This is a genomic window from Caulobacter sp. UNC358MFTsu5.1, from assembly GCF_000712075.1.
Lineage (GTDB): Bacteria > Pseudomonadota > Alphaproteobacteria > Caulobacterales > Caulobacteraceae > Caulobacter.
The window spans coordinates 431,472-455,166 of the sequence record NZ_JONW01000006.1 but is presented as its reverse complement, the minus strand read 5'-3'; the positions used below and the strand labels follow the sequence as shown (position 1 = coordinate 455,166).

General features: G+C 69.5%; 22 protein-coding genes. 13 read left to right on the top strand and 9 right to left on the bottom strand.

Annotation, left to right across the window (positions count from 1 at the left end; translation table 11 throughout):
- The first annotated feature begins 68 nt into the window (after positions 1-68).
- The 4 genes from BR39_RS0110840 to BR39_RS0110825 all read left to right on the top strand — a co-directional run bounded on the left by BR39_RS0110840 (position 69) and on the right by BR39_RS0110825 (position 4,548).
- On the top strand, positions 69-629 hold the full coding sequence (locus tag BR39_RS0110840; protein ID WP_029911216.1) for a sugar O-acetyltransferase: 561 nt from the start codon (positions 69-71) through the stop codon (positions 627-629).
- A 241-nt stretch (positions 630-870) separates the two neighbouring features.
- Positions 871-2,346 carry a M20 family peptidase gene (locus BR39_RS0110835; RefSeq protein ID WP_029911213.1) on the top strand — a complete coding sequence of 492 codons (1,476 nt, stop codon included), beginning with the start codon at positions 871-873 and terminating at the stop codon, positions 2,344-2,346.
- 162 nt (positions 2,347-2,508) lie between these two features.
- A complete protein-coding gene (locus BR39_RS0110830) occupies positions 2,509-3,633 on the top strand; it encodes an aromatic ring-hydroxylating dioxygenase subunit alpha (protein ID WP_029911211.1) in 1,125 nt (374 codons plus the stop codon).
- Between the two features lie 240 nt (positions 3,634-3,873).
- Complete coding sequence (locus BR39_RS0110825) at positions 3,874-4,548, top strand: response regulator transcription factor (protein ID WP_029911208.1); 675 nt, start codon at positions 3,874-3,876, stop codon at positions 4,546-4,548.
- 22 nt (positions 4,549-4,570) lie between these two features.
- Here the strand turns inward: BR39_RS0110825 and BR39_RS0110820 are convergent, their stop codons facing one another.
- The 7 genes from BR39_RS0110820 to phnC form a co-directional block, all read right to left on the bottom strand.
- Positions 4,571-5,224 carry a GNAT family N-acetyltransferase gene (locus BR39_RS0110820; RefSeq protein ID WP_051695429.1) on the bottom strand — a complete coding sequence of 218 codons (654 nt, stop codon included), beginning with the start codon at positions 5,222-5,224 and terminating at the stop codon, positions 4,571-4,573.
- Between the two features lie 10 nt (positions 5,225-5,234).
- Complete coding sequence (locus BR39_RS0110815; RefSeq protein ID WP_029911202.1) at positions 5,235-6,527, bottom strand: hemolysin family protein; 1,293 nt, start codon at positions 6,525-6,527, stop codon at positions 5,235-5,237.
- Positions 6,528-6,653: 126 nt separating this feature from the next.
- Positions 6,654-7,697: a substrate-binding domain-containing protein gene (locus tag BR39_RS0110810; RefSeq protein ID WP_029911199.1), complete on the bottom strand. Its 1,044-nt coding sequence runs from the start codon at positions 7,695-7,697 to the stop codon at positions 6,654-6,656.
- Positions 7,698-7,773: 76 nt separating this feature from the next.
- Complete coding sequence (locus BR39_RS0110805) at positions 7,774-9,060, bottom strand: OprO/OprP family phosphate-selective porin (RefSeq protein ID WP_029911196.1); 1,287 nt, start codon at positions 9,058-9,060, stop codon at positions 7,774-7,776.
- A 160-nt stretch (positions 9,061-9,220) separates the two neighbouring features.
- Entirely contained in the window at positions 9,221-10,036 is an 816-nt protein-coding gene (phnE, locus tag BR39_RS0110800) for a phosphonate ABC transporter, permease protein PhnE (RefSeq protein WP_029911192.1), read from the bottom strand.
- Positions 10,037-10,059: 23 nt separating this feature from the next.
- Positions 10,060-11,082 carry a phosphate/phosphite/phosphonate ABC transporter substrate-binding protein gene (gene phnD / locus BR39_RS0110795; protein WP_029911189.1) on the bottom strand — a complete coding sequence of 341 codons (1,023 nt, stop codon included), beginning with the start codon at positions 11,080-11,082 and terminating at the stop codon, positions 10,060-10,062.
- Positions 11,079-11,891 carry a phosphonate ABC transporter ATP-binding protein gene (phnC, locus tag BR39_RS0110790; RefSeq protein WP_029911186.1) on the bottom strand — a complete coding sequence of 271 codons (813 nt, stop codon included), beginning with the start codon at positions 11,889-11,891 and terminating at the stop codon, positions 11,079-11,081. Before phnC ends, phnD begins: the two co-directional genes overlap by 4 nt.
- Before the next feature lie 316 nt (positions 11,892-12,207).
- Here phnC and BR39_RS0110785 point away from each other — a divergent pair, with 316 nt between their 5' ends.
- The 8 genes from BR39_RS0110785 (at position 12,208) to BR39_RS0110750 (ending at position 21,156) form a co-directional block, all read left to right on the top strand.
- On the top strand, positions 12,208-13,467 hold the full coding sequence (locus BR39_RS0110785; protein ID WP_029911184.1) for a type III PLP-dependent enzyme: 1,260 nt from the start codon (positions 12,208-12,210) through the stop codon (positions 13,465-13,467).
- A gap of 125 nt (positions 13,468-13,592) precedes the next feature.
- Positions 13,593-14,687, top strand: a complete 1,095-nt coding sequence (locus BR39_RS0110780; RefSeq protein WP_156035692.1) for a deoxyhypusine synthase — start codon at positions 13,593-13,595, stop codon at positions 14,685-14,687.
- A 64-nt stretch (positions 14,688-14,751) separates the two neighbouring features.
- The gene (locus BR39_RS0110775) at positions 14,752-15,513 is read left to right on the top strand and encodes a phosphatase PAP2 family protein (RefSeq protein ID WP_029911178.1); all 762 of its coding nucleotides are present in this window, start codon (positions 14,752-14,754) and stop codon (positions 15,511-15,513) included.
- A gap of 132 nt (positions 15,514-15,645) precedes the next feature.
- On the top strand, positions 15,646-16,032 hold the full coding sequence (locus BR39_RS0110770) for a hypothetical protein (protein WP_029911176.1): 387 nt from the start codon (positions 15,646-15,648) through the stop codon (positions 16,030-16,032).
- 22 nt (positions 16,033-16,054) lie between these two features.
- On the top strand, positions 16,055-17,443 hold the full coding sequence (locus tag BR39_RS0110765; RefSeq protein ID WP_029911173.1) for a hypothetical protein: 1,389 nt from the start codon (positions 16,055-16,057) through the stop codon (positions 17,441-17,443).
- 76 nt (positions 17,444-17,519) lie between these two features.
- Positions 17,520-19,442, top strand: a complete 1,923-nt coding sequence (locus BR39_RS0110760) for a PEP/pyruvate-binding domain-containing protein (RefSeq protein ID WP_051695427.1) — start codon at positions 17,520-17,522, stop codon at positions 19,440-19,442.
- 123 nt (positions 19,443-19,565) lie between these two features.
- Positions 19,566-20,051, top strand: coding sequence for a Fur family transcriptional regulator (locus BR39_RS0110755; RefSeq protein WP_029911167.1), 486 nt, complete (start codon positions 19,566-19,568; stop codon positions 20,049-20,051).
- 157 nt (positions 20,052-20,208) lie between these two features.
- Entirely contained in the window at positions 20,209-21,156 is a 948-nt protein-coding gene (locus tag BR39_RS0110750; RefSeq protein ID WP_029911165.1) for a thioesterase family protein, read from the top strand.
- A 91-nt stretch (positions 21,157-21,247) separates the two neighbouring features.
- Here the strand turns inward: BR39_RS0110750 and BR39_RS0110745 are convergent, their stop codons facing one another.
- Complete coding sequence (locus BR39_RS0110745; RefSeq protein ID WP_029911162.1) at positions 21,248-22,159, bottom strand: alpha/beta fold hydrolase; 912 nt, start codon at positions 22,157-22,159, stop codon at positions 21,248-21,250.
- 73 nt (positions 22,160-22,232) lie between these two features.
- Between BR39_RS0110745 and BR39_RS0110740 the strand changes: the two genes are divergently transcribed.
- Positions 22,233-22,670 (top strand): DUF488 family protein, encoded by a 438-nt coding sequence (locus BR39_RS0110740; RefSeq protein WP_035018299.1) that lies wholly within the window; start codon positions 22,233-22,235, stop codon positions 22,668-22,670.
- 145 nt (positions 22,671-22,815) lie between these two features.
- Here the strand turns inward: BR39_RS0110740 and BR39_RS0110735 are convergent, their stop codons facing one another.
- The gene (locus BR39_RS0110735) at positions 22,816-23,616 is read right to left on the bottom strand and encodes an SH3 domain-containing protein (RefSeq protein WP_029911159.1); all 801 of its coding nucleotides are present in this window, start codon (positions 23,614-23,616) and stop codon (positions 22,816-22,818) included.
- Positions 23,617-23,695: the final 79 nt, after the last annotated feature.

The following is a 23,695-nucleotide window of genomic DNA, read 5'->3' as shown; positions in this document are numbered from 1 at the left end:
CCTTCGCCGACCCGCCGTCTTCGGCCAAGCCACGCGTAAGCTGGGCGAATCGAATCGGAAAGACAACCATGCCCCAGCGCGACGACGAGATCAGGATCGCCCGGCGGACGCCGGAGTCCCGCGCCATGGTCGCCGACGTCCAGCGGGCCATGCGCCTGACCCCGGCCCTCAACCGCCTGACCATGGACGACGCCGACGAGATCCGGCGGCTGTTCGCCGAGCTGACGGGCCGCGACCTGGACGACCAGTTCCGCCTGCTGCCGCCGTTCCACACCACCTGCGGCAGGAACATCGCCGTCGGCCAAAGGGTGTTCATCAACCAGAACTGCACGATCTACGACCTGGCGCCGGTCACGATCGGCGACGACGTGCTGATCGGCCCCAATGTCAGCCTGATCACCGAAGGCCATCCCGTCGCGCCCTCGCAGCGCACCGCGTTCGTGACGGCCAGACCCATCACGATCGAGCGCGGCGTGTGGATCGCCGCGGGGGTCACGATCATCGGCGGAGTGACGGTGGGCGAGAATTCCGTCGTCGCGGCGGGGTCGGTAGTGACCAAGGACATCCCGGCCAACACCCTGGTCGGCGGCAATCCGGCGCGGGTGATCCGGTCGATCGAGGGGGAGTGAGGGCGGGGGCCTGGCCGCGCTTTCCCTCCCTCCGTCATCCTCGGACTTGTTCCGAGGCCCCCTAGGTCCGTCGAGTTGCCGCTTGGAAGTGGACCGCCGGCGCCCCGTTACACGGATCAACCTTCTTCTCGGTTGAAACAGGGGTCCTCGGAACAAGTCCGAGGATGACGGGGAAGGGGGTTGGCAGTTCCCCCAACCCATCGCACAGTCCCTCCAAACAAGCGTTCGGGGAGTTCGCGACATGGGCTGGAAGAGCAGGACGGCGCTGACGGCCGTGGGTCTGGTGCTGGCGGTCGGGGCCGTGGTGGCGGTGCGGACGGCGACGTTCAAGGCGCCGGCGGCGGTCGACACCTCCAGCATCCACCTGGCCTCGGCCCGGCCCGTCGACGTGGCCCTGGCCGCCCGCCACCTGGGCGAGGCCGTGCGCTTCCAGACCGTCAGCCATCAGGACGCCGCCGAGGACCAGCCCGGCGAGTGGGACAAGCTCCACGCGTGGCTTCAGGCCACCTATCCGGACGCCCACCGGGTGATGGCCCGCGAGGTCGTGGCCGGCCACGCCCTGGTCTACACCTGGCAGGGGACCGACCGGAGCCTCGCCCCCATCGTGCTGATGGCCCACCAGGACGTGGTGCCGGTCACCCCGGGCAGCGAGGGCGCCTGGACCCATCCGCCGTTCGACGGGGTGGTGGCCGACGGGGCGGTGTGGGGCCGCGGCTCGATCGACGACAAGGGCAGCCTGGTCACCCTGTTCGAGGCCCTGGACGGCCTGGCCAAGGCCGGCTTCACCCCCAAGCGCACGGTGATCGTGGTCAGCGGCCACGACGAGGAGGTGCGCGGCGTCGGCGCCCGGGCGGCGGCGGCCCTGCTGAAGTCGCGCGGCGTCAAGGCCCAGTTCGTGCTGGACGAGGGCATGGTGGTGGTCGAGGACCATCCGGTGACCAAGAAGCCGGTGGCCCTGATCGCCACGGCCGAGAAGGGCTACGCCACCCTGACCGTCACCGCCCCGGCCGTCGGCGGCCACTCGTCGGCCCCGCCTCCCCAGACGGGGGTGGCCACCCTGGCCAAGGCCGTGCTGGCCATCAACGACAACGCCTTCCCGATGAAGTTCAGCGGCCCCGGCGCCGACATGCTCAAGAGCCTGGCCCCGCACAGCTCGACGACCATCAAGATGGCGGCGGCCAACACCTGGCTGTTCTCGCCGCTGCTGATCAGCCAGACGGCCAAGACCCCGGCGGGCGCGGCCATGCTGCACACGACCATCGCCCCGACCATGCTGAAGGGTTCGCCCAAGGAGAACGTCCTGCCGCAGGACGCCACGGCCTGGATCAACTACCGTATCGCGCCCGGCGACACCTCGGCCGACGTGATGGCCCGGGCCAAGAGCGCGGTCGGCGACCTGCCGGTCAAGCTGGCCTGGGTGAAGGCCCCGGACGAGCCCAGCAAGGTGGCCTCGACCACCTCCGAGGGCTGGAAGACCCTGGCCGCCCTGGCCGGCGATGAGAGCAAGGCCCCCGTGGCCCCCGCCCTGATGACCGCCGCCAGCGACAGCCGCTACATGGGCCCGATCGCCGACGACATCTACAAGTTCCAGCCGCTGCAGCTGGCGGTGAAGGACACCGAGATGATCCACGGCACCAACGAGCACATGACGCTGGCCAATGTCGAACGCATGGTGCGGTTCTACCAGCGCCTGGTGGAGACGGCGGCGGCGAAGTAGGCGCCGGCCTTCCCGAACCCTCGCCCGGCGGGCGAGGGTTCGGGAAGGCGCCACAAACTCTTCACGGAATGCAGGGTTGTGGGCGCTGGACGCCAGCTTCGCCATGGCGCCTACTGCCCCGGGGACGGCGCGCGGGGGCGTGTCGGGGGGCAAGCGTACCACATGGCTGACGACGCGCAGGTGCTGGCCGCTCGGCCGGCTTCCAAGGCCGTGAAATTCGGCGAGGGCTTCGTCATGGACGCCTGGTACGTGGCGGCCCTGTCGCCCGACCTGAAGCCGGGCAAGATGGAAAGCCGGGAGTATCTGGGGCAGCCGGTCATGATCGGCCGCACCAAGGCCGGTGCCGTCTACGCCCTGCGCGACGTCTGCCCGCACCGCGCCGCCAAGCTGTCGGCCGGCAAGGTCCGCGAAGAGCCACCCAATGGCGAGTATGGCGGCGGGGAAAGCGTCGAATGCCCCTATCACGGCTGGCGGTTCCGCACCGACGGGGCCTGCGCCAAGATCCCCTCCCTGACCGCCGACAACCCGCTGGACATCACCAAGGTCCGTGTACGGACCTATCCGCTGGTCGAGGCCCAGGGCCTGGTGTGGATCTGGATGTCGGCCGACCCGCGTTTCGAGGGCCAGCCGCCCTTCCCTCCCCCGACGATCCCGGGCGTGGTCGGCGGCAAGCCCAAGCTGGTCGATCACCTGGACTACGACATCCACATCGACCACGCGGTGCTGGGCCTGATCGACCCGGCCCACGGCCCCTATGTGCACCAGCAGTGGTGGTGGCGCACCGGCGCCAGCCAGCACGAGAAGAAGAAGGCCTTCGCCCCGTCCGAGGCCGGCTTCACCATGGTGCGGCACGAGCCCAGCAAGAACTCCAAGGCCTACGCCATCCTGGGCGGCGAGCCCCTGACCGAGATCACCTTCCGACTGCCGGGGCTGCGCTGGGAGCACGTGAAGGTCGGCGAGCGCCAGGTGCTGGCCCTGTCGGCCATGACCCCGATCAACGCCGGCAAGACCCGGATGAACCAGATCATCTGGTCCGACCACCCGGCCTTCACCGCCCTCTATCCGGTGATCCGCCTGGCCGCCCGCGCCTTCCTGCGCCAGGACGGCCGGATCGTCGAGGCCCAGACCCGGGGCCTGCGGGACAACCCGCCGCTGATGTGGATGGGCGACGCCGACCAGCAGGGCCGCTGGTACCACCAGCTCAAGCGCGAATGGAACGCCAGCCGCCACGAGCGCCGGCCGTTCCGCAACCCGGTGGAAGAGACGACGCTGCGCTGGCGGACCTGAAGCCCTGGGGGCAGGAGGCGGCCGCTTCGGCGCCCCCTGCCCTGCGCCCCCCGCGCGAGCTTGGTTCTGGTCTTCTTGAGGCGCGCCCCGCGACGCCGCGGCGCGAGCAACGTCTAGTTGCCGCGACGGCGTTCTCAGATCAACGTTCGCCCTGTCGCTAGATATGATGACGTCATCTGGCGCAGGCTCTGCGAATCCTTACGCGGCCTGGACCTACGTCCGACGAGCAGGGAGAGGGAAATGAGCGCCGAAGCCGCGCGACCGCCGCTCCGGGTGATCCTGGTGGAGGACGACGCCGCGTTCCAGGACGCGTTCCGCTCGGCCCTGGCGCAGGCGCCCGACCTGGCCGTCGCCGGCGTCGCAGCCACGGTGGCCGAGGCGCGGGCCCTGCTGGACGGCTCGGCCGCCGACGTGCTGGTGGTGGACCTGGGCCTGCCCGACGGCTCGGGCATCGACGTGATCCGCCAGGCCCACGCCCTGTGGCCCGACTGCGCGATCATGGTGTCGACCACCTTCGCCGACGAGAACCACGTCATCGCCTCGATCGAGGCCGGCGCCAGCGGCTATCTGCTCAAGGACAGCCCCCTGCCGGCCATCCCCGAGGACATCCGGGTCCTGCACGGCGGCGGCAGCCCGATCAGCCCGCGGATCGCGCGGCAGGTGCTGATGCGCTTCCGCCCCGAACCGCCGCCGACCGAGGACGACGGCGCCAGGGCCGAGACGCCCAGCCTGTCGGAGCGCGAGAAGGAGACGCTGCAACTGATCACGCGCGGCTTCTCGTTCGACGAGATCGCCGAGCTGATGGGCGTGTCGCGCAACACGGTCCTGACCTTCGTGCGGCGCATCTACACCAAGCTGGAGGTCCGCTCGAAGACCGAGGCCGTGTTCGAGGCGCGCGCCCACGGCCTGCTGTAGGCCGGCGACTCTTCGTCGCCGATCAGTTCGCCTCGTCCGGGATCACCACCGTTTCCATCCGCCCCTCGAAGCGCCAGCCCAGCACCTCGTACAGCGCCCGCCCCTCCGGCGTGGCGACCAGCACGCCCTGGCCCGCGCCCAGGGCCCGGGCCCGTTCGCCCAGGACGCCCATCACGATCCGTCCTAGGCCGCGCCGCTGGTGCGCCGGGTCGGTGACGATCTTGTCGAACACGGCGAAGGCTCCGGTCAGGGCCGCGCGGCCCGAAGCCGCCAATCCGCCTTCCGCGTCGTGGACCTCGACGACCAGCACCGCCCCCTCGGCGCGGAGGTCCTGGACGTAACCCGCCGCCGGCGCGGCGGGCGGCGGAACGGCGGCCAGGTCGATGGCCATCAGGTCGCCGGACGCCTGCGGCCGCCAGCGCGCGTCGACGGCCGCCAGCAGCGCCTCGGGCGCGCAGAAGGCCTTCAGGAAGATCCCCGGCGCGATGATCCCCGCCGCCAGGTCCGACAGGGCCGGCGCGTCCAGGGCCGGGAAGACATAGCGTTCGGCGTGTCCGGGTTCGCCCACCACGATCCGATGGCCGCCCGCCGCCGGGATCGGCGCGGCGACGCCGCGCGACAGCGCCCAGCCGGCCGCCCAGGCCCCGACCAGCCCCGCATGCGCCGATCCGCCCATGCGTGTCGCCCTAGTCCTTACGCACGCAGCGCAGGATCAGCTTGTCGATCCGCGAGCCGTCCATGTCGACCACCTCGGCGTCGAACCCGCCCAACCCCACGATCTCGCCCTCGCGGGGGATGCGGCCCAGGCGGTCGAGGATCAGGCCCGCCACGGTGTGGTAGCCGCCCTCGGCCTCGAAGTTCTCGCCCAGGGCGTCGTTCAGCTCCTGGATGTCCAGGCGGGCGTCGACCAGCCAGGTGCCGTCCTCGCGGCGCAGGATGCGGCTGTCGCTCTCGTCGTGGTCCTCGGGGAAGTCGCCGGCGATCATCTCCAGCAGGTCCAGCGGGGTGATCGCCCCCTGGATCGAGCCGAACTCGTCGACCACCAGGGCCATGTGCAGCGGCGTCTGCTTGAACACCGCCATGGCCCGCAGCAGCGACATGGTCTCGGGAATGGCGACCGGCTGCTGGACGTGGGCCTTGATGTCGATGGTCTCGCCGCCCAGGCAGGCGTCCAGCAGGTCCTTCTTGAGGATCACCCCGATGTCGCCGTCCAGGTCGCCCTCGCTGGCCACCACGATGCGCGAATAGGGGCAGTCGCGGATCTCGCGGAGGATCTCGTCCTGGCTGTCGGTCAGCGAGATCCAGAACAGGTCGCGGCGCGGGGTCATGGCCACCCGCACGGGGCGGTCGCCCAGGCGCAGCACCTCCTGGATCATCGAGCGCTCCTCGGGCTCGATCAGGCCCGCGTCGGCGCCCTCGGCCAGGACGGTCTCGACCTCTTCGGCGGTGATGTCGTTGGTCCGCTCGTCGCGCACGCCCATCAGCTTGAGGATGCCGGCGGTCGAGGCGGTCAGCAGGGTCACGAACGGGCGCAGCACCGTGGCCACCAGGGCCAGGAACGGCGACATCTTGCGGGCGATCACGTCCGGGAACAGCAGGGCCAGGCGCTTGGGCACCAGCTCGCCCAGGATCACCGAGACATAGGTCAGGCCGATGACGACGATGGTGGTGGCGATGGCCTCCGAGTGGGGGCCGACCACCGGCTTGTCCTTCAGCCAGACATCCAGGGCCCCGGCGATGGTGGCCTGGCCGTAGGCGCCGGCCAGGATGCCGATCAGGGTGATGCCGACCTGCACGGCCGACAGGAACCGCGTCGGGTGCTCGGCCATGGCCAGGGCCAGCTTGGCCCCCTTGTCGCCGCGATCGGCGAAGGTCTGGAGCCGGGCGCGGCGGGCGGAGACCACCGCCAGTTCGGACATGGAGAAGACCCCGTTCAGGAGAACGAGGAGCAGGACGACGGCGAGCGCGAGGAGGATCATGGTCCCTGGGAGGGTGAGGCGGCCGGGCGGACCGCGATCCCACCACTATACAAAAGAAAACGCCGCGGCCCACTGGGGACCGCGGCGTCGTCCTGTTCGAAGCCCGAATGGGGCTTGCGTGTCGGCTTACTGAGCCGGACGCGCCATCACCGTCTTGTTGGCGGCGACTTGCTTCTGGGCGTCGTGCTGGCCGGGGGGCAGCGGGATCAGGCCGCGGCCCTGCAGGTAGCCGCCACGACCGGTCGCGGCGTCGGAGGTGAACTCCTGCACGAACTCGGCCAGGCCCGGCGTCACGCCGATGTTGGCCTTCTTGACGTAGATGAACAGGGTGCGCGACAGCGGATAGGAGCCGTCCGAGATCGTCTGGGCCGACGGGCGAACGCCGTTGACCGAGGCGCCCTTGATCTTGTCCATGTTCTCTTCGAGGTACGACCAGCCGAAGACGCCCAGCGAGCCGGGGGTCTTGGTCAGGGTGCCGACGATGGCGTTGTCGTTCTCGCCGGCGTCCACCCAGCCGTCGTTACGCAGCGGGTCGACCAGCGACTTGAACTTCTTCTCGTTGTCCGAGCGCAGGGCGTCGGCGGTCGGGAACTTGCGGGCGCCGGCCTCGATGGCCAGTTCCACGAAGGCGTCGCGGGTGCCCGAGGTGGGCGGCGGGCCGTAGACGTTGATGCGGTTGCCCGGCAGGCCCGAACCGACTTCGTCCCAGGTCTTGTACGGGTTGGCGACGAACTGGCCGCCCTTCAGCACGGTCTTGGACAGGCCCAGGAACAGGTGCTCGGTCTTGAAGTTGTAGTCGGCGCCGTCCTTGTCGGTGGCGACGACGATGCCGTCGAAGCCGATCTTGATGGCGACGATGTCCTTCACGCCCTTGGCGGCGCAGGCGTCGAATTCCGACTTCTTCATGGGACGCGAGGCGTTGGCGATGTCCGGGAAGCCTTCGCCGGCGCCCGAGCAGAACAGCTTGATGCCGCCGCCGGTGCCGAGGCTTTCGACCTTCGGAGCCTTCTTGCCGGTCTTCTTGGCGAAGTTCTCGGCGGTGCGGGTGGCGAACGGGAACACGGTCGACGAACCGGCGGCCCAGACGTAGTCGCGGGCGGCGTGGGCGGGGGCGGCGGCGAGGCCCGAGAGGGCGACGGCGGCGGCCGCGCAGGAAAGCAGCTTCTTCATGGAGAACTCCTGGAGTCTCTGGGAGCGTTGGGAGAAGGACCGGGCCGGCGCTCGTGGGAGGCCGGCCCGGAGGGTCTTAGAAGTCCAACTGGGCGCGCAGCTGGAATTGCTTGATGTCCGTGCCGCGGTTGACGACGACCGGATCGACCGAGCCGTCGGTGTAGTTGGCCTGGAAGCGGACATAGGCGGTCGGGTAGTAGTTCACGCCCAGGGTCCAGGCGGTGTACTTGCCGGCGTCCTGCGAGACGGTGCGGCTGGCCGCGCTCGACGCCGTCTTGTAGGCGTCGGTCAGGTCGGCGAAGTCGTAGCGCAGGGCCAGTTCAACGCCGCCGAAGCCGCCGGCGGTGATCGGGTTCAGGATCTTCGGACGCTTGATCTCGCCGGCGACCGGATCGTAGTTGCGGGTCTCGCCCGTCGGCCAGAAGCTGACGAAGGCGTAGCCCACCTTGACGTCCGGGTTCGTGCCGGCCGCGGCGGTCTGCAGGCGCTCGACCTTGATGTTCGAGTACTCGCCCTGGACCGAGAAGTTGTTGTGGATCCAGGCGCCTTCGGCGGCCAGGGTGGTGTCGCGGTCACCGATGGCGCCGGTCTTGTAGTACAGGCCGTTGGTGCCGTAGTTCGTGTCGGTGCGGCCTTGATAGTTGAAGGCGCCTTCGTTGCCGTGGTTGCGGTAGCGGGCCGACACGGCCAGGTGGACCTTGTCGAAGTCGGTCACGACCGGGGCGTAGTGCACGCGGCCGGTGAAGCCCAGACGCTCGTTGGAGTTCTGGTTGGTGTTGGTGGCCGACGAGGTGTTGTTGATGTCGGCGTTGTTGATGCTGTCGCCCTGGACGGCGCCGGTGACGCTCCAGTTCGGGCCCTGCACCTTGCCCACGACGCTCAGCAGATAGCTGTCGACGCCGAAGTCGCCGTACGGACCGCGGTCCATGAAGGTGGTGAAGCGGGTCGAGGTCAGGTTTTCCAGGCCGGTGGCCTTGATGTTGCCGACCATGATGCTGGTCGTTTCGGTCGGCTTGATCTCGATGACCACGTCGTCCCAGGTCGGCGTGCCGCCGTTCACCCAGCCGCCTTCGGCCTTGTAGGCGATGTAGTTGTTGAGCTTGCCTTCGATGCCGAGGAACACCTGGCGACCGCGGAGGTTGCTGGTCTTGTAGTCGGTCGCCGTGCCTTCGCGGTCGACGTCCTGGAAGACGCCGTCGATCAGGATCCGGCCGCGGACCTTGAAGTAGACGTCGTCGTTGGTCCATTGCGGCGCGCCCTTCCAGGCGACCGTGTTGTCTTGCGCGTGAGCCGCGACGCCGAGGCCGCAGGCCAGCATGGCGCCCAGCGCCGCGCCGCAGACCAGCGAGGTCTTGTTCCGCATGTGAGAATTCCCCTTAAGGCTTTGCCCCCTGCCCGTTGGTCCGGATCAGGTAGAGCCGCTTTACGGGGGTCCCATGACGGTTCCGCCACCCTTTGATGACAGACCGATGACAAGCCTTTTCAAGGTGTTAATTGTGGCCCGAAGGCCACATGAATCGTCCTTAAAGCAGACGTGTGCGGATGATCTGGGACAGCAGATCGATCAGCGAAACGGCCACCACGATGACCAGCACGATGCAGCCGGTCTGGTCGTACTGGAAGCCGTTGATGGAATCGAGCAGCACCTGGCCGACGCCGCCGGCGCCGATCAGACCCAGGACCGTCGCCGAGCGGCTGGACGACTCGAAGCGGTAGAGCGCGTAGCTGGTCCACAGCGGCGCGACCTGCGGGATCACCCCCCAGACCACTTCCTGCAGCTTGATCGCGCCGGTGGCCCGCACGCCCTCGACGGGGCCCTTGTCGATCGACTCGACGGCCTCGGCGAACAGCTTGGCCAGCACGCCGCCGGTGTTGAACATCAGGGCCATCACCCCGGCGAACGGGCCCAGGCCCACGGCGGTGATGAAGATCAGGGCCACCACCAGGTCGGGGATCGAGCGGATCAGGTCCAGCAGGCGGCGGACCGGCTGCTGGATCCACCACGGGCTGATGTTGCGCGCGCCCAGCAGGCCCAGGGGGATGGCCACGACGATGGCCAGGGCCGTGCCCCACAGGGCCATCTGGATCGTCTGCCACATCTTGCCGATGTACAGCTCCCAGTCCGCGGCCATGAACGCCTTCGGATCGCCGAACGGCGAGAAGAAGCCGCTGGCGAAGCCCTGCATCTTGCTGGCGTCGGTGAACAGCTGCGGGAACTTGTCGATCTCGGCCGGCTTGAAGCTGATCACCAGCAGGGCGATCACCCCGCCCCACAGCAGCAGGTCGAAGGCGCGCGCCGAGAGCGGCTTGCTGGGCGGAGGCGGGACGGCGTCGCTCATCGGGTGGGCTCGGGGGTCCTGGCTCAGTTGGCCGGCGCGGCGACGCCGGCCTTGCCCTCGGCGACCACGCGCTGGGCCTTGATGTCGGCCAGGGCCTTCTCGGCCGCGGCCAGCTTGGCCTGGTCGCCGGCGTCGCGGGCCAGGCCCACGTTCTCCAGGGCTTCCATCTCGCGCACCACCAGCAGGTGGGTGTCGTCGGCGGCCTTGAAGCCGCCCATCGACAGGCGCTCCAGGTTCTTGCGCTGCTGGGCGGCGACGGGCGTGTCGCCCTGGCCGTAGGTCAGGAAGAACTGGCGGACCTTCTCCTTCACGACCGGATCCAGGTCCTTGCGCCAGACGATCGGGTCCTCCGGCAGGGTCGGCGATTCCCAGATCACCTTGACCTTCTTGGACTGGGCGCCGCCCTTGGCGTACTCGTTCAGGCGCAGGGCCGTGGTGTTGTTGGTGGCCGCGTCCAGCTTGTGGTTGGCCACCGCGAACAGGTTGGCGTCATGGCTGGCGCTGAGCACGGTCTTGAAGCAGCCCTCCGGCTTCTTGTTGGCCGGGATGAACAGATAGGTCATCGGGGCCAGGGTGCCCGAGGTCGACTTCTTGTCGCCGATGCCGAAGTCCAGGGTCTTGTCGCACTTGAGCAGGCCCTCGACCGTCAGCTTGCTGTCGGCCGGGACGATGATCACCGACTTGTAGCCGTCGACGCCCGACGGGTCGAAGGTGCGGGCGAAGACCTCGCCGCCCGAACGGCGCACGGCCTCCAGGCCCGAGGCGTTCGAGAACCAGCCCACGTCGGTCTGCTTGGCGCCCATGGCCACGATCAGCGACGAATAGTTGGACGAGAAGAACGGCTTCACCTTCATGCCGGTCGACTTCTCCATGTCGGCCAGGATGGGCTTCCAGTAGCTCTCCATGTTCTGGGCCGACTCGGTCGACAGGATCGAGAACACGATCGTGTCCTTGGGCGCCGGGGCGGCGGCCTTCTTCTCCGCGCATCCGGCCAGAGCCAGGGCGGCGGCGAGGCCGAGACCGACGGTGAAGTGACGGCGGATCATTGCGGGGCTCCTTCCCAGAACACGTCCTCGAATTCCGGGCCGTAGATGTCGATGAGTTTGTCGCGGTCCAGGCCCTTGGTCGGGCCGTCATAGACCTTCTTGCCGGCCTTCAGCGCCACCACCCGGTCGCAATAGCGCAGGGCGTAGTCGACCTGGTGCAGGGTGACGACCACGGTCAGGCCGTCGGTCTTGTTCAGATCACGGAGGATCTCCATGACCTTGCGCGCCGAGACGGGGTCGAGCGAGGCGACCGGCTCGTCGGCGAGGATGATCTTGGCCTTCTGGACCAGGGCGCGGGCGATGGCGCCGCGCTGCTGCTGGCCGCCCGACAGGGTGTTGGCGCGCTGGGCGGCGTAGTCGGCCACGCCCACCCGGTGCAGGGCCGCCATGGCGGCGGTGCGGGTCTCGGACGGCCAGGCGCCGAACAGGCCGCGCACCGTGCCGATCCGGCCCAGCGACCCCAGGGCCACGTTGGTGAACAGGGTCAGGCGGCCGACCAGGTTGAACTGCTGGGCGATGAAGCCGATGCGCACCCGCGCCTTGCGGACCTGGTCGCTAACCTTGCCCCGGGCCTGGACCGGACCGGCGAAGGCGGTGATCACGCCCTCCCCGTCCTTGCCGGAAGCGGGAGCGTCGATGGTCTGCAGGCCGTCGATCGACCGCAGCAGGGTGGATTTGCCCGAGCCCGACGGACCGATGAGCGCGATCATCTCGCCGCGCTTCACGTCGAGCGAGACGGCGTCCAGCGCCCGTCGCGACCCGAAGGTCTTGGAGGCGGCGCGGATCGAGAGAACAGGGTCCGACGTCATGGTCGGGGCGAATCCTTAACGTGGTTTCGAGCGCTGGGGAATGCGTTGGTCGGTTTGGGGCACGGACGCAACGGATTTGTGACGGACAGTGGATCAATTCCCCCGTCCTTCCCGGCGGACGCGGAACGCAAACTGCGCCGCAAGCCTGACCGGGCCAGGGTTCGCGCCCCTCGCCGCCCCCAGGGGGACCCCGCCTCCAAAAGACTCTTTACATCCTCGGGGTATGACCCTATTTCGCTCGCTCCGGCGGACCCGAAGTCCTCATAAGCGCTGCTAACGCCGGCCTGGGTTTAACTTCTGCAGGGGTCTACGTGAATTGCACACGTACCATACTCCCCTGGACCTGGTCCGTGAGCGGTCACCGGAACGTCCCGTCGCACTCGTGCGGCCCGACGCGGTTTCCGTAGCGGCGCGCTGGTTCCAGGCTGAATTCAAAGGCGACGTCTTTTACGCGGTGAAGGCCAACCCTTCGCCGTGGGTGATCCGCGAGCTCGCGGACGCCGGCGTGCGGTCCTTCGACGTGGCGTCGCTGAACGAGGTCGAGCTGGTCGCCCAGCACGCTCCCGGTTCGCGCATGGCCTTCATGCACCCGGTGAAAAGCCGCGTGGCGATCTCGGCCGCCTATTTCGATCACGGCGTGCGGACGTTCTCGTTCGACACCCATGAGGAACTGGCCAAGATCCTGGACGCCACCGGCCAGGCCAAGGACCTGAACCTGATCGTCCGCATGGGCGTGCAGGCCGACGGCGCCGCCTACAGCCTGTCGGGCAAGTTCGGCGTCGAGCCGCACAACGCCCCGGCCCTGCTGCTGGCCGCCCGCCGCGCCACCCAGGACCTGATGGGCGTCAGCTTCCACGTCGGCAGCCAGTGCATGCGCCCCACCGCCTACCAGGCGGCGATGGCCCAGGCCTCGCGGGCGCTGGTCCGCGCCGGCGTGCTGGCCGACGTCGTGGACGTGGGCGGCGGCTTCCCGTCGATCTATCCGGGCATGGCCCCGCCGGAACTCTCCGAGTACCTGGCGGCCATCGACCGCGGCTTCGCCGACATGATGGTGCACGAGACCACCGAGCTGTGGTGCGAACCTGGCCGGGCCCTGGTGGCCGAGGCCTCGTCGCTGCTGGTCAAGGTCGAGCTGAAGAAGGGCGACGCGCTCTATCTGAACGACGGCAGCTACGGCTCGCTGTTCGACGCGGCCCACATGAAGTGGCCGTTCCCGGTGAAGGCCTATCGCAAGAACGGCGAAGTGGTGGAGGACGGCCTGCGCCCCTTCCGCTTCTACGGCCCCACCTGCGACAGCGTCGACCACATGCCCGGCCCGTTCTACCTGCCGGAAAGCGTCGACGAGGGCGACTACATCGAGATCGGCATGCTGGGCGCCTACGGCGTGGCCATGTCGACCCGCTTCAACGGCTTCGGGGAAACCGACATCGCCCAGGTGCAGGACGCCCCGATGGCCTCGATGTACGGCCTGGCCAAGCGCTCGATCCCGACCCCGCGGCCCGAGACCGAGGAGCGCAAGATCGTCCGCTTCTCGCGTCCCAAGGGCGCGGCCGGCAAGAAACGGCGTCGTCGCTAAGTCGTCTTGGTTCGCCTCTAAATCGTTTCTGAGTTAAACCGCGCGCGCCGCCCGACGTTGTGAACGTCGGGCGTAGCCGCATTCCCCTATTCCCCCGTCGGTCGCTCCGTCCCGGCGAAGGGTTCTTGTTTCAACGACGGGCGTCCAAAGTCAGGGAAACCGAAGCGATGAACGCTCCCGTTCCGAACAACACCAAGGCCGAGCTGCTGCAGAACGTCGTCGAGCACATCGACATCACCGCGTTCGACGCCCGTCCGATCATCGACTCCATGCGCAAGATGTCGTTCAGCTCGCGCGACACCGCCCGCGCCGCCGACATCTTCAACATGGCCCTGGCCGACAAGGGCTGCTCGCCGTGGCTGATCCTGGCCGGTTCCACCTCGGCCGGCGGCTGCATGCACGTCTACCGCGACATGGTGAAGAACGGCATGATCGACGCCGTGGTCGCCACCGGCGCCAGCATCGTCGACATGGACTTCTTCGAGGCCCTGGGCTTCAAGCACTACCAGGCCGCGGGCCCGGTCGACGACAACGTCCTGCGCGACAACTACATCGACCGCATCTACGACACCTATATCGACGAAGAAGAGCTCCAGAATTGCGATCACACGATCCTGGAGATCTGCAACCGCCTGGAGCCGCGCGCCTATTCCTCGCGCGAGTTCATCTGGGAGATGGGCAAGTGGCTGTCGGAAGGCAACGCCAAGAAGCCCGGCTCGCTGATCCAGACCGCCTACGAGGAAGGCGTGCCGATCTTCTGCCCGGCCTTCGTCGACAGCTCGGCCGGCTTCGGCCTGGTCAAGCACCAGAAGGAGCGGATCGCGGCCAAGCAGCCCTATCTGATGATCGACGCGGTCGCCGACTTCCGTGAACTGACGGACATCAAGATCGCGGCCGGCACCACCGGCCTGTTCATGGTCGGCGGCGGCGTTCCCAAGAACTTCGCCCAGGACACCGTGGTCTGCGCCGAGATCCTGGGCGTCGAGGCCGACATGCACAAGTACGCGGTCCAGATCACCGTGGCCGACGTGCGCGACGGCGCCTGCAGCTCCTCGACCCTCAAGGAAGCCGCCTCGTGGGGCAAGGTCTCGACCACCTACGAGCAGATGGTGTTCGCCGAAGCCACCACCGTGGTGCCGCTGATCGCCTCGGACGCCTTCCACCGCGAGCACTGGAAGGGCCGCGAGAAGCCGCGCTGGAACAAGCTGTTCGGCAAGTAAGCCGTCTTGCTCCTGACGATGTGAGAATGCAGGGTCCCCGAAGTTGCTTCGGGGACCCTTTTTCATGCGCGCCAGATGGACAATCGGAATGGCGGCCCTGGTCCTGGCGGGATGCGCCACGCCGGCCCCGCCCTACCTGGCCAAGGGCGCCTACGACGCCCGTCAGGCCGTGCCGCCGCCGCCCGCCGCGGGATCGGCGGTCGACCAGCAGGACCGCGCCGTCTTCCTGGCCACGCGCCGGCTCAAGGACAGTCCGCGCTGGTCGCTGGCCCAGCAGGACGCGCGCGAGGCCCGGATCATGGACAGCTACAGCTGCGCCCTGGGCTTCACCCCCAGCCGCAAGACCACGCCGAAGCTGGCGGCCATGCTACGCCGGGTCAGCCATGACGTGCGGCCGGCGATCTCGGCCCCCAAGAAGCTCTACAAGCGCAAGCGTCCCTACCAGGTCGATCGCGGCGCGATCTGCGCCCGCAGCGGCTGGATCGTGGGCCTGACCTCGGACTATCCGTCGGGCCACACCACCTGGGGCTGGACGGTCGGCCTGATCCTGGCCAAGGCCCAGCCGGACCGCGCCGACGCCCTGCTCAACCGCGCCGAGGCCTACGGCCAGAGCCGGGTGATCTGCGGGGTGCACAACGCCTCGTCGGTGGATGCCGGGCGGATCAACGCCCAGGCCCTGGTCCAGGCGCTGGAGGCCTCGCCCGGCTTCCAGTCCGACCTGGCCGCCGTCCGCGCCGAACTCGACGCCGCCCGGGCGGCCGGTCCGGCGCCGGACGCGGCGCGATGCGACCTGCAGGCGGCGGTGCTGGCGGCGCCGACCCACTGATCCCAAACGGCTTCGCCGCCACGGCGAAGGTGCGAAAACACCCCTGGTGAAGGTGGCTTATCCCACAGCCAAGCTTGGGTGACGGCGCCAACCTGCCCCCGTTCGGCGTGATCGACGCCGCGGGAGAACACCATGTCCACGATGTTCCTGTTTCCGGGCGACGAGCCCGTGACCGTCACGCTGAGCGTGGATTCCCAGGTCTTCCTCCACAAGGCCACGCTCGGCGAGGAGATCGGCGCACACACCCGCCTGGTCCCCTTGAGCGCCAAGACCGAGGACACGGCGACCTGGACCGGGCTCGTTTCGCACGACGACGTCATCAGCCTGGATGTGAGCTGGGTGGTCGTCCACAACGCCACCCCCGGCCGCCCCTACGTCGCGACCGTCACGGTGACCGACGCCGCCGGCAATCTGCTCCGGCCGCGGAAAGGCTCCGCGAATCCGACCCACGTGAAAGGCCAGATCGGTCCGGCGGGCAACCCCACCGACTTCGGACACCAGGGCGTGTTCATCGGCTGATCCAACCCGCAGGAGACAGACAATGCGCATGATCTTCGTCTGCGCCGCGAGCGTGGCGCTCCTGGCTCCGGTCGGCGCCCGGGCTCAGGCCCTTTCCGACACGGCCGTCAAGGCGGCGGTCGACGCCGAGAAGGAGAAGGTCACCGACCGTCCCGCGACGGAGGAGATCGACACCTCGATCCCGGAGACGCCCGGCTTCGCCGTCATCGACCTCACGCCCACGACCGTCATCGACCCCTCCGCCCTTCGGGCCAAGAGCATCGACCTGGCCAGCTATATCGACGAGAACGGCGACCTGAAGCCCGGCCTGGCGATCGCGGGCGCGCCGTACTTCTGGTTCAACCATCAGAAGCTCTCGGAGTACCGTGAGGCGGTGAAGGACAACTGGGCGCTCGGCGCCTGGGCCCGGACCAGCCTGAGCCTGGGCTACGCCCAGACCGACGAAGGCAAGGCCGACCGCGTCGGCCTGGGCTTCGCCACCGAACTGCTCGGCGCCCAGAAGATCAATGACGAGATCGTCTACGCCGACCCTCGGCTGGACACCAAGCTGTCGGACTGCATCGGCGATGCGTTCGAGGCGACGATCGAAAAGCAAGTTCCGACGAGCGGCATGTTTCGTCCGACCGCCGAGCAGGAATGGGAGAACTCGGGCGCGACCTGGGGGGACGATCCCAGGCTGATCCAGCTCGACACCCCCCTGCCCACGGACCTGGCGCATGGAGAAGGCGGTCGAGGAGACCCGAAGGAGCTGGCCCGAAGGGCTTGGGTGAAAGAGCGCACCGAAGAGCTTCTTCACAAGGCCATCAACGCGTTGAAGGTCAAGATCGCCGCCGATCTCGCCGCCACCGGGATGCCGGAGGCCGTGCAGGTTTGCCGCAACGAGGCCGCGGAGCGCTACGCACGACGCGCCAGCCTGATGGTCGCGGGCGGCATGGCCTTCAAGGTCAACCCCAAGGCGGGCGAGGACGCCGGCGACGGCGGTTCGGCCTGGCTGTCCTACCGACGCCCGATCGGCATTCTCGCCAGCACGGGCGCGCCGCCGAACTACTTCACGGTCTTCGGCCGCTACGACTTCGATCGCAAGGTCGACCCGGCCGACAGCCTGCAGACGTTCGACAAGCTCTCCCTGGCCCTGGTGGTCGGCTACGAATGGCGGGGCTCCGATCCCAAGTCGGGAACCGGCGCCGGCAAGTTCGCCCTGCAGGCCGGCTACGAACAGCTCGACTACAAGGGCGTCGGCCCCCTCAAGGACGGCGGCTCCAGCTTCTACGCCGCCAGCCTGGACTACCAGGTCGCCAAGAACTACTGGCTCGTCGTCCGCGGCGGCGCCGGCGCGACCGACCTGGCCGGCGGCAATTCCCGCGACAACAAGGTGACCTTCAGCGTCCGCCACAGCTTCGGACAGCCCTGAGCTTGAACCGTAGCCTCCGCCCGCCTCGACTCCCTCCCCCGCTAGGCTAAGCTTCGGCCGAAGCTGGGGAGCCCTCATGACACGACGCCTCGCGGGCCTGCTGGCCACGGTCCTGACGCTGCTGGCCCTGCTCGCCGTCCAGCCGGCCCTGGCCGACGACCGCTCGGCGTCCGCCATCGCCGACCGCGCCCAGTACGACGCCCTGGCCCGCACCACCACGACCGGGCGCTATTTCAACACTCCGCAGCTGATGTTCGTGATCGACCGCGCCGACCGCAAGGCGGACCCGGCCGGCCGGCTCTACTTCATCAATTCGCGGCGCTACGACTTCCATGTCACCTTCGTGCAGCAGACCTATCTGTCCAGCCGCCCGGCCGAGGCCCTGGTCGCGGCCAACTACTCCCAGCCCAACCGCCGCTTCATCTTCGGCTCGGTGGTGTTCTATCCGGGCCTGCAGCGCTACGGCGTGGAGTTCTTCGAGGGCGACGCCCTGGACGCGGCCGTGCTGGGCGAGACCATGACCGCCCTGAAGGCCCACTTCTTCGCGCCCCTGGCCCTCAAGCCCAACTCCCACCAGCAGTACGAGCTGGCCTCCGGCGTCGGCGGGATCGAGATCATCGACGGCGCGGCCGCCTACGGCTCGCGCGAGGTGCTGGTGCTCAATCCCGGCAAGGCGGTCGGCCGCCTGCGGGTGGTGGGCGAGATCACGCCCCAGACCGATCTGCGGCGGGACGACATCGTCATGCTGGACGTCCCGCCGATCCAGCTGGAGCCGGTGGCCGGGGTGATCACCACGGCCTTCTCCACCCCGCTCAGCCACGTCAACCTGTTGGCCAAGAGCTGGGGCGTGCCCAACGCCTATCGCCGCGACGCCCGGGCGGCCTACGCCGCCCTGGACGGCCAGGTGGTGGTGATGACCGCCAAGGACGACATGGTCACCCTCCGCGGGGCTACCCCGGCCGAGGCCAGGGCCGCGGCCCGCCGGGCCAAGGGCGCGGTCAAGGTCCCCAAGGCCGACCTGGCCTATGCCGGCCTGCCCAGCCTGGACGAGCAACGGCGGACCGACAGCGTCCGGGTGGGCGCCAAGTCGGCCAATCTCGGCGAGGTGCGCCATCACATGGCCAGGTCGGGTACGACCGACTTCGCCGTGCCGCCCGGCTTCGCCCTCCCGTTCTCGGCCTATGACCGCTTCGTGCGGGCCAACGGCTTGGACAAGGTGATCGACGCCCTGCTGGCCGATCCGGCCCTGAAGACCGACCGCGCCGCCCGCCACGCCGCCCTGGCCCGCCTGCGCGCCGCCTTCGCCGCCGGGACCATCGACCCGCGGCTGATGGAGGCCGTCAAAGCCCGCCGGCGCGCGGTGATCGGCGAAGGCGGCGTCTTCGCCCGCAGCTCGACCAACGCCGAGGACCTGCCCGGCTTCAACGGCGCGGGGCTGTACACCAGCGTGCCCAACGTGGTCACCGACGCCCAGCTGGCCGACGCGATCCGCACGGTCTGGGGCTCGGTCTGGAACGACGCCGCCTACGAGGCCCGCGAGGCCGCCCGCATCGACCACCGCGCCGTCCACGCCGCCGTCCTGATCCAGCAGGGCATGAACGCCGAGGCCTCGGGCGTGATGATCACCGAGAACCCCTTCGATCCGCAGGAGCCGGACGCGGTGTTCATCAACGCCAAGCGCGGCCTGGGCATGCGGGTGGTCGAGGGCAAGCGCGTGGCCGAGCAGCTGATCTATCACGGCGAGACCCAGGGCTCGCTGCAGGTGCTGACCAGCTCGACCGACGACACCATGCTGTCGTTCGACGAGAAGGGCGGGGTCCGGGAGGTCCGGATCGAGGAGGGCCGGTTCGTGCTGACCGACGCCCTGGCCCTGCGGCTGGCCAAGGCGGGCCTGGCCATCGACGCCTGGCTGGGCGGCGCGGCCCAGGACATCGAGTGGCTGACGATCGGCGACAGGCTCTACGTGGTGCAGGCGCGACCCTATCTGCGGGGGCACTAGGTCAATTCGGAACCGAACAGAGGGTGTCATCCCGGAAGCCCCGTAGGGGCTGTCCAGGATGACAACGAAAGGGTGTGGGAGCGGGAACTTGCGCCGAGGAGCGGCGCCCTCTACCTCTGGGTCATGGCCCATCACGCCGCTTGCGATCACGATCATCACCATCACGGCGTCGCCGGAACCGCCCTGGCGGCCGAACTGGCCGCCGCCGAGGCGCGCTGCGAGGCGTCCGACCAGCGCCTGACCGCCCCGCGCCGCCGGGTGCTGGAGCTGCTGCTGGAGGCCGGCCAGCCGGTGAAGGCCTACGACCTGATCGCCAGCTTCGCCGTCGACGGCCCGCCGGCCAAGCCGCCCACCGTCTATCGCGCGCTCGACTTCCTGGAGAAGCAGGGTTTCGCCCACCGGATCGAGAGCCTCAACGCCTATGTCGCCTGCCGCAAGGAGGCCGACGGCCACGCCGCCGCCTTCCTGATCTGCGACTGCTGCGGCGCCACCCGCGAGATCGAGCCCAAGGCCAGCGCCGAGATCATCGCCGCCGGCGCCGCGGCCGGCTACGCCCTGACGGGCGTGACCATCGAGGCGCACGGGCTGTGCGCGGATTGCAAGGGGTGATCCAGTCGGGGACATGCCCTTGCGGCGTGTCCCCATCGGCATTCACGGCGCCAGGACTTGGGGACACGCCGCAAGGGCATGTCCCCGACTGCGATTGCGGACCGCGCGGAAACCCCGCTAGACTCGAACGACCGTTCACCCCGCACCGAGACGCCCCATGACGCCCACCGAGCCCCTCCCCGGCGTCGAGATCTGGCGTGGGGGCGTGAACACCTGGGACTGCGACGAGATGGGGCACATGAACGTGCGCTTCTACGTCGTGCGGGCCATGGAGGGCCTGGCGGGGCTGGCGGCCGAGCTGGGCCTGCCGCACGCCTTCTCGCCCTACGCCAACGCCACCGTGGTGGTCCGCGAGCAGCACATCCGCTTCCTGCGCGAGGCCCATGCCGGGGCGACCCTGCACATGCTGGGCGGGGTGGTCGAGGTCTCCGAGACCGAGGCCAAGGTGCTGCAGCTCCTGGTCCACACCGCCAGCGGCCAGCTGGCGGCGACCTTCCAGACCACCATCGCCCACGTCACCCCGCGCGAGGGCGAGGCCTTCCCCTGGCCGCGCGTCGTGCACGAACGCGCCCAGGCCCTGAAGGTCGAGGTCCCGCCCCAGGCCCGGGCCCGGAGCCTGGACCTGTCGCCGTTCGAGACCACCGCGGGCCTCGACCGCGCCGACGACCTGGGCCTGAAGCGGATCGGCCTGGGCGCCCTGTCGCCGACCGATTGCGACGTGTTCGGACGAATGCGCGCCGAGCAGTTCATCGGCCGGGTCTCGGACGGCATCGGGGCCTTCATCGGCCCGTTCCGCGACACCGTGGTCGCCCACGCCGACCACAAGCCGGCGCGGGTCGGCGGGGCGGTGCTGGAGTATCGCCTGGCCCACCTGGCCTGGCCGCGGGCCGGCGACCGGGTCGAGCTGCGGTCCGGCCTGGTGGGAACGGAAGGCCAGGCCATGCGCGTGGTCCACTGGATGCTGGACCCGACCACCGGCAAGGCCTGGGGCACGTCGGAAGCCGTGGCCATCACCTTCGACCTCGACGCCCGCAAGGTGGTGCCGATCAGCGACGCGGCGCGGGCCGCGCTGGCGAAGTCGGCGGTGGCGGGGCTGGCGCTCTAACGGCCGGGGACATGCCCTTGGGCGTGTCCCCAAACGGCGGACGCTGAGCTTGAAAGTGGGGACACGCCGCAAGGGCATGTCCCCCGGGGCCTCAGCCCGCCGCCATCTCGAAGATCGCCTCGCGCGCCAGGTCCGGCCGCTCCATCGGCAGGAAGTGGCTGGTCCCGGGAACCGTCTCGACACGGATCGACGGGTGGCGGCGCATCACGCCCGCGCCGTCGCCGACATGGCTGGTCGAGCCCTTCTCGGCCTTCAGCAGGCGCGCGGGGCAGCGGATGCGGCCCATGGCCCGCCAGGGGTCGTGGGCCTGGGCGCTGTAGTTCGACGCCTCCCAGGCCGGGGCGCAGGCCAGCTCGACCTTGCCGTCGTCGCGGTCCTTGAAGCCGCCGCCCACATAGTCGGCCAGCATGGTCTCGGGCCAGGTCTTGAAGGCCCCGCGTCCGCGATAGGCGGCGAAGGCGGCCTCGCGGTTGTCGAACACGGCCCGGCGGCGCAGCGCCGCCTGCACCAGCGGCAGGTGCTTCCACAGCGCCCCGGAGGTCCAGGGCATGTGGGCGTAGAAGGCCATGATCCGGGGCATGATCACCGGGTCCAGCAGCACCAGGCCGCGCACCGTCTCCGGCGCGGCGGCGGCGGCCAGCAGGCTGACGGTGCCGCCCATCGAATGGCCGGCCAGCACCACGGGCTGGGCCTGGTCCAGGGCGGTCAGCAGGGCCAGCAGGTCGTCGCGCAGGTCCAGCCAGTTCCGGCGATGGTCGGGGTCGGCCGCCAGGCGGCTGGCGCCGTGGCCGCGCTGGTCCACCGCCAGGATGCGCAGCCCGGCCGACAGCGGGGCCAGCAGGGCGCGGTAGGTCTGGCCGTTGAAGCCGTTGGCGTGGACGAAGATCACGTCGACGGGCCGGTCGACAGGTCCGAACTCCAGCACCGCCATCTCGCCGGCCCCGGCGCGGCTGGCGATGGGGATGAAGCGTCGGCGAGGGTCACGGAAGACGGCCGCGTCCATGGCGGAAAGCTCCTGTAGCGGCTGCTGGCCCCTAAGGTAGGCTCCCGGCGTTACCTCGTCCATGGACAGACCCATGAAACCGCCCGTCGGCACCATCGGATACGAGCAGGACACCCTGGACGGCATGATCGGCCGGCTGAAGGCCGCGGGGGTCGACACGGTCGTCGACGTCCGCGCCGTCGCCGCCTCGCGCCGGCCAGGCTTCTCCAAGACGATGCTGGGGAACAGCCTCAAGGCCGAGGGGATCGACTATGTCCATCTGCGGCCGCTGGGCACGCCCAAGGCCGGGCGCGAGGCGGCGCGGGCGGGCCGCACCGACGAGATGCGCGCGATCTTCCACGCCCACCTGGCCGAGCCGGAGGCCCAGCTGGCCCTGGGCCAGGCCACCGCCCTGGCCGGCGAGAAGCGCATCGCCCTGCTCTGCTACGAGCACGAGGCCCGGTGCTGCCACCGGGCCATCGTGGCCGACGAGATCCGGACCCGGCTGAAGTGCGAGGTGGTGGATCTGTGAGGACGGGCAATCCAAAACGTTGTCATCCCGGAAGCCCCGCAGGGGCTGTCCGGGACCCAGGGGACTGGGCGAAGGCTTTGCGGTTCACCTGGGTCCCGGACAGCGCTACGCGCTTCCGGGATGACAACTGTTGGAGATGGGCGACCTAGACCGTCGTCAGCTGCCACTCGCCCTTGCCGTCCTTGCAGGCGCTGTAGCGTTCGCTGCTGGGGGCCGCGCCCTTGGTGCTGATCGAGGCGTTGATGATCCGGCAGCTGGCCTGGACGTAGCCGCCCTGGTCCAGCAGCGAGGCCGAGACGTAGCCCACGCCGTAGCCGTTGCGGCCCACCAGCAGCCAGTTGCTGTTCGGCGCGCCGCCCAGCACCTCGACCCGCTCGCCGGCCGCCAGCTTGCCGACCACCTTGCCGGTGGTGGAGGGGCTGGAGCGCAGGTTGGCCGCGGCGCGCGCGGTGTAGTCGCCGCCGGCGGCGTCGTAGCTGCGCAGTTGCAGGACGCCGCGCTCGAAGCGCAGGTTCTGGCCGTCGATCGGCGGACCGTAGGACGAGGACACCACGTCGATGCGGCCCGAGGCGCCGGTGCGCGAATTGCTCCAAGTCTCCGAGCGGCCGCTGTCCAGGGCGCGCTTGGTGGCCTGCTGGGCCAGGGCCTGGTCGGTCGACTGCATGCGGCAGCCGATATAGGCGCCCGCGGCGGCCCCGGCGGCGGCCCCGACCACCGTGCCGAGGGTCTTTTCGTTCTTGGCCACCGCGCGGCCCAGCAGGGCGCCGGCCGCCGCGCCGATCAGGGCGCCGCCTTCCTGCTTCTTGCCCGAGCCTTCGCAGGCGAACAGTCCGCCGATGCCCTTGGACTGGGCCGCGGCCGGCAGGGGCGCGACGATCATCGAGCCGAGGGCGGCGGCGACCGACAGGGTCATGCCGATCTTGGGGGCGATCGAGTGTTTGGCCATGGCTGTTCTTTCCTTCACAGGCTTCCGTAGGGGCTGGTTGGCGTCCCCCGCGCGCGTGTTGCAGATTGTCCGACGAGAT

Bases quoted from the DNA above. Each gene is read 5' to 3' on its own strand.
- phnD (WP_029911189.1), bottom strand. From the start codon at position 11,082: ATGATCCGCCGTCACTTCACCGTCGGTCTCGGCCTCGCCGCCGCCCTG.
- BR39_RS0110815 (WP_029911202.1), bottom strand. From the start codon at position 6,527: ATGATCCTCCTCGCGCTCGCCGTCGTCCTGCTCCTCGTTCTCCTGAAC.
- phnC (WP_029911186.1), bottom strand. From the start codon at position 11,891: ATGACGTCGGACCCTGTTCTCTCGATCCGCGCCGCCTCCAAGACCTTC.
- BR39_RS0110825 (WP_029911208.1), top strand. From the start codon at position 3,874: ATGAGCGCCGAAGCCGCGCGACCGCCGCTCCGGGTGATCCTGGTGGAG.
- BR39_RS0110740 (WP_035018299.1), top strand. From the start codon at position 22,233: ATGAAACCGCCCGTCGGCACCATCGGATACGAGCAGGACACCCTGGAC.
- BR39_RS0110805 (WP_029911196.1), bottom strand. From the start codon at position 9,060: ATGCGGAACAAGACCTCGCTGGTCTGCGGCGCGGCGCTGGGCGCCATG.
- BR39_RS0110745 (WP_029911162.1), bottom strand. From the start codon at position 22,159: ATGGACGCGGCCGTCTTCCGTGACCCTCGCCGACGCTTCATCCCCATC.
- BR39_RS0110755 (WP_029911167.1), top strand. From the start codon at position 19,566: ATGGCCCATCACGCCGCTTGCGATCACGATCATCACCATCACGGCGTC.
- phnE (WP_029911192.1), bottom strand. From the start codon at position 10,036: ATGAGCGACGCCGTCCCGCCTCCGCCCAGCAAGCCGCTCTCGGCGCGC.
- BR39_RS0110775 (WP_029911178.1), top strand. From the start codon at position 14,752: ATGCGCGCCAGATGGACAATCGGAATGGCGGCCCTGGTCCTGGCGGGA.
- BR39_RS0110830 (WP_029911211.1), top strand. From the start codon at position 2,509: ATGGCTGACGACGCGCAGGTGCTGGCCGCTCGGCCGGCTTCCAAGGCC.
- BR39_RS0110810 (WP_029911199.1), bottom strand. From the start codon at position 7,697: ATGAAGAAGCTGCTTTCCTGCGCGGCCGCCGCCGTCGCCCTCTCGGGC.
- BR39_RS0110760 (WP_051695427.1), top strand. From the start codon at position 17,520: ATGACACGACGCCTCGCGGGCCTGCTGGCCACGGTCCTGACGCTGCTG.
- BR39_RS0110820 (WP_051695429.1), bottom strand. From the start codon at position 5,224: ATGGGCGGATCGGCGCATGCGGGGCTGGTCGGGGCCTGGGCGGCCGGC.
- BR39_RS0110735 (WP_029911159.1), bottom strand. From the start codon at position 23,616: ATGGCCAAACACTCGATCGCCCCCAAGATCGGCATGACCCTGTCGGTC.
- BR39_RS0110835 (WP_029911213.1), top strand. From the start codon at position 871: ATGGGCTGGAAGAGCAGGACGGCGCTGACGGCCGTGGGTCTGGTGCTG.
- BR39_RS0110840 (WP_029911216.1), top strand. From the start codon at position 69: ATGCCCCAGCGCGACGACGAGATCAGGATCGCCCGGCGGACGCCGGAG.
- BR39_RS0110750 (WP_029911165.1), top strand. From the start codon at position 20,209: ATGACGCCCACCGAGCCCCTCCCCGGCGTCGAGATCTGGCGTGGGGGC.
- BR39_RS0110765 (WP_029911173.1), top strand. From the start codon at position 16,055: ATGCGCATGATCTTCGTCTGCGCCGCGAGCGTGGCGCTCCTGGCTCCG.
- BR39_RS0110770 (WP_029911176.1), top strand. From the start codon at position 15,646: ATGTCCACGATGTTCCTGTTTCCGGGCGACGAGCCCGTGACCGTCACG.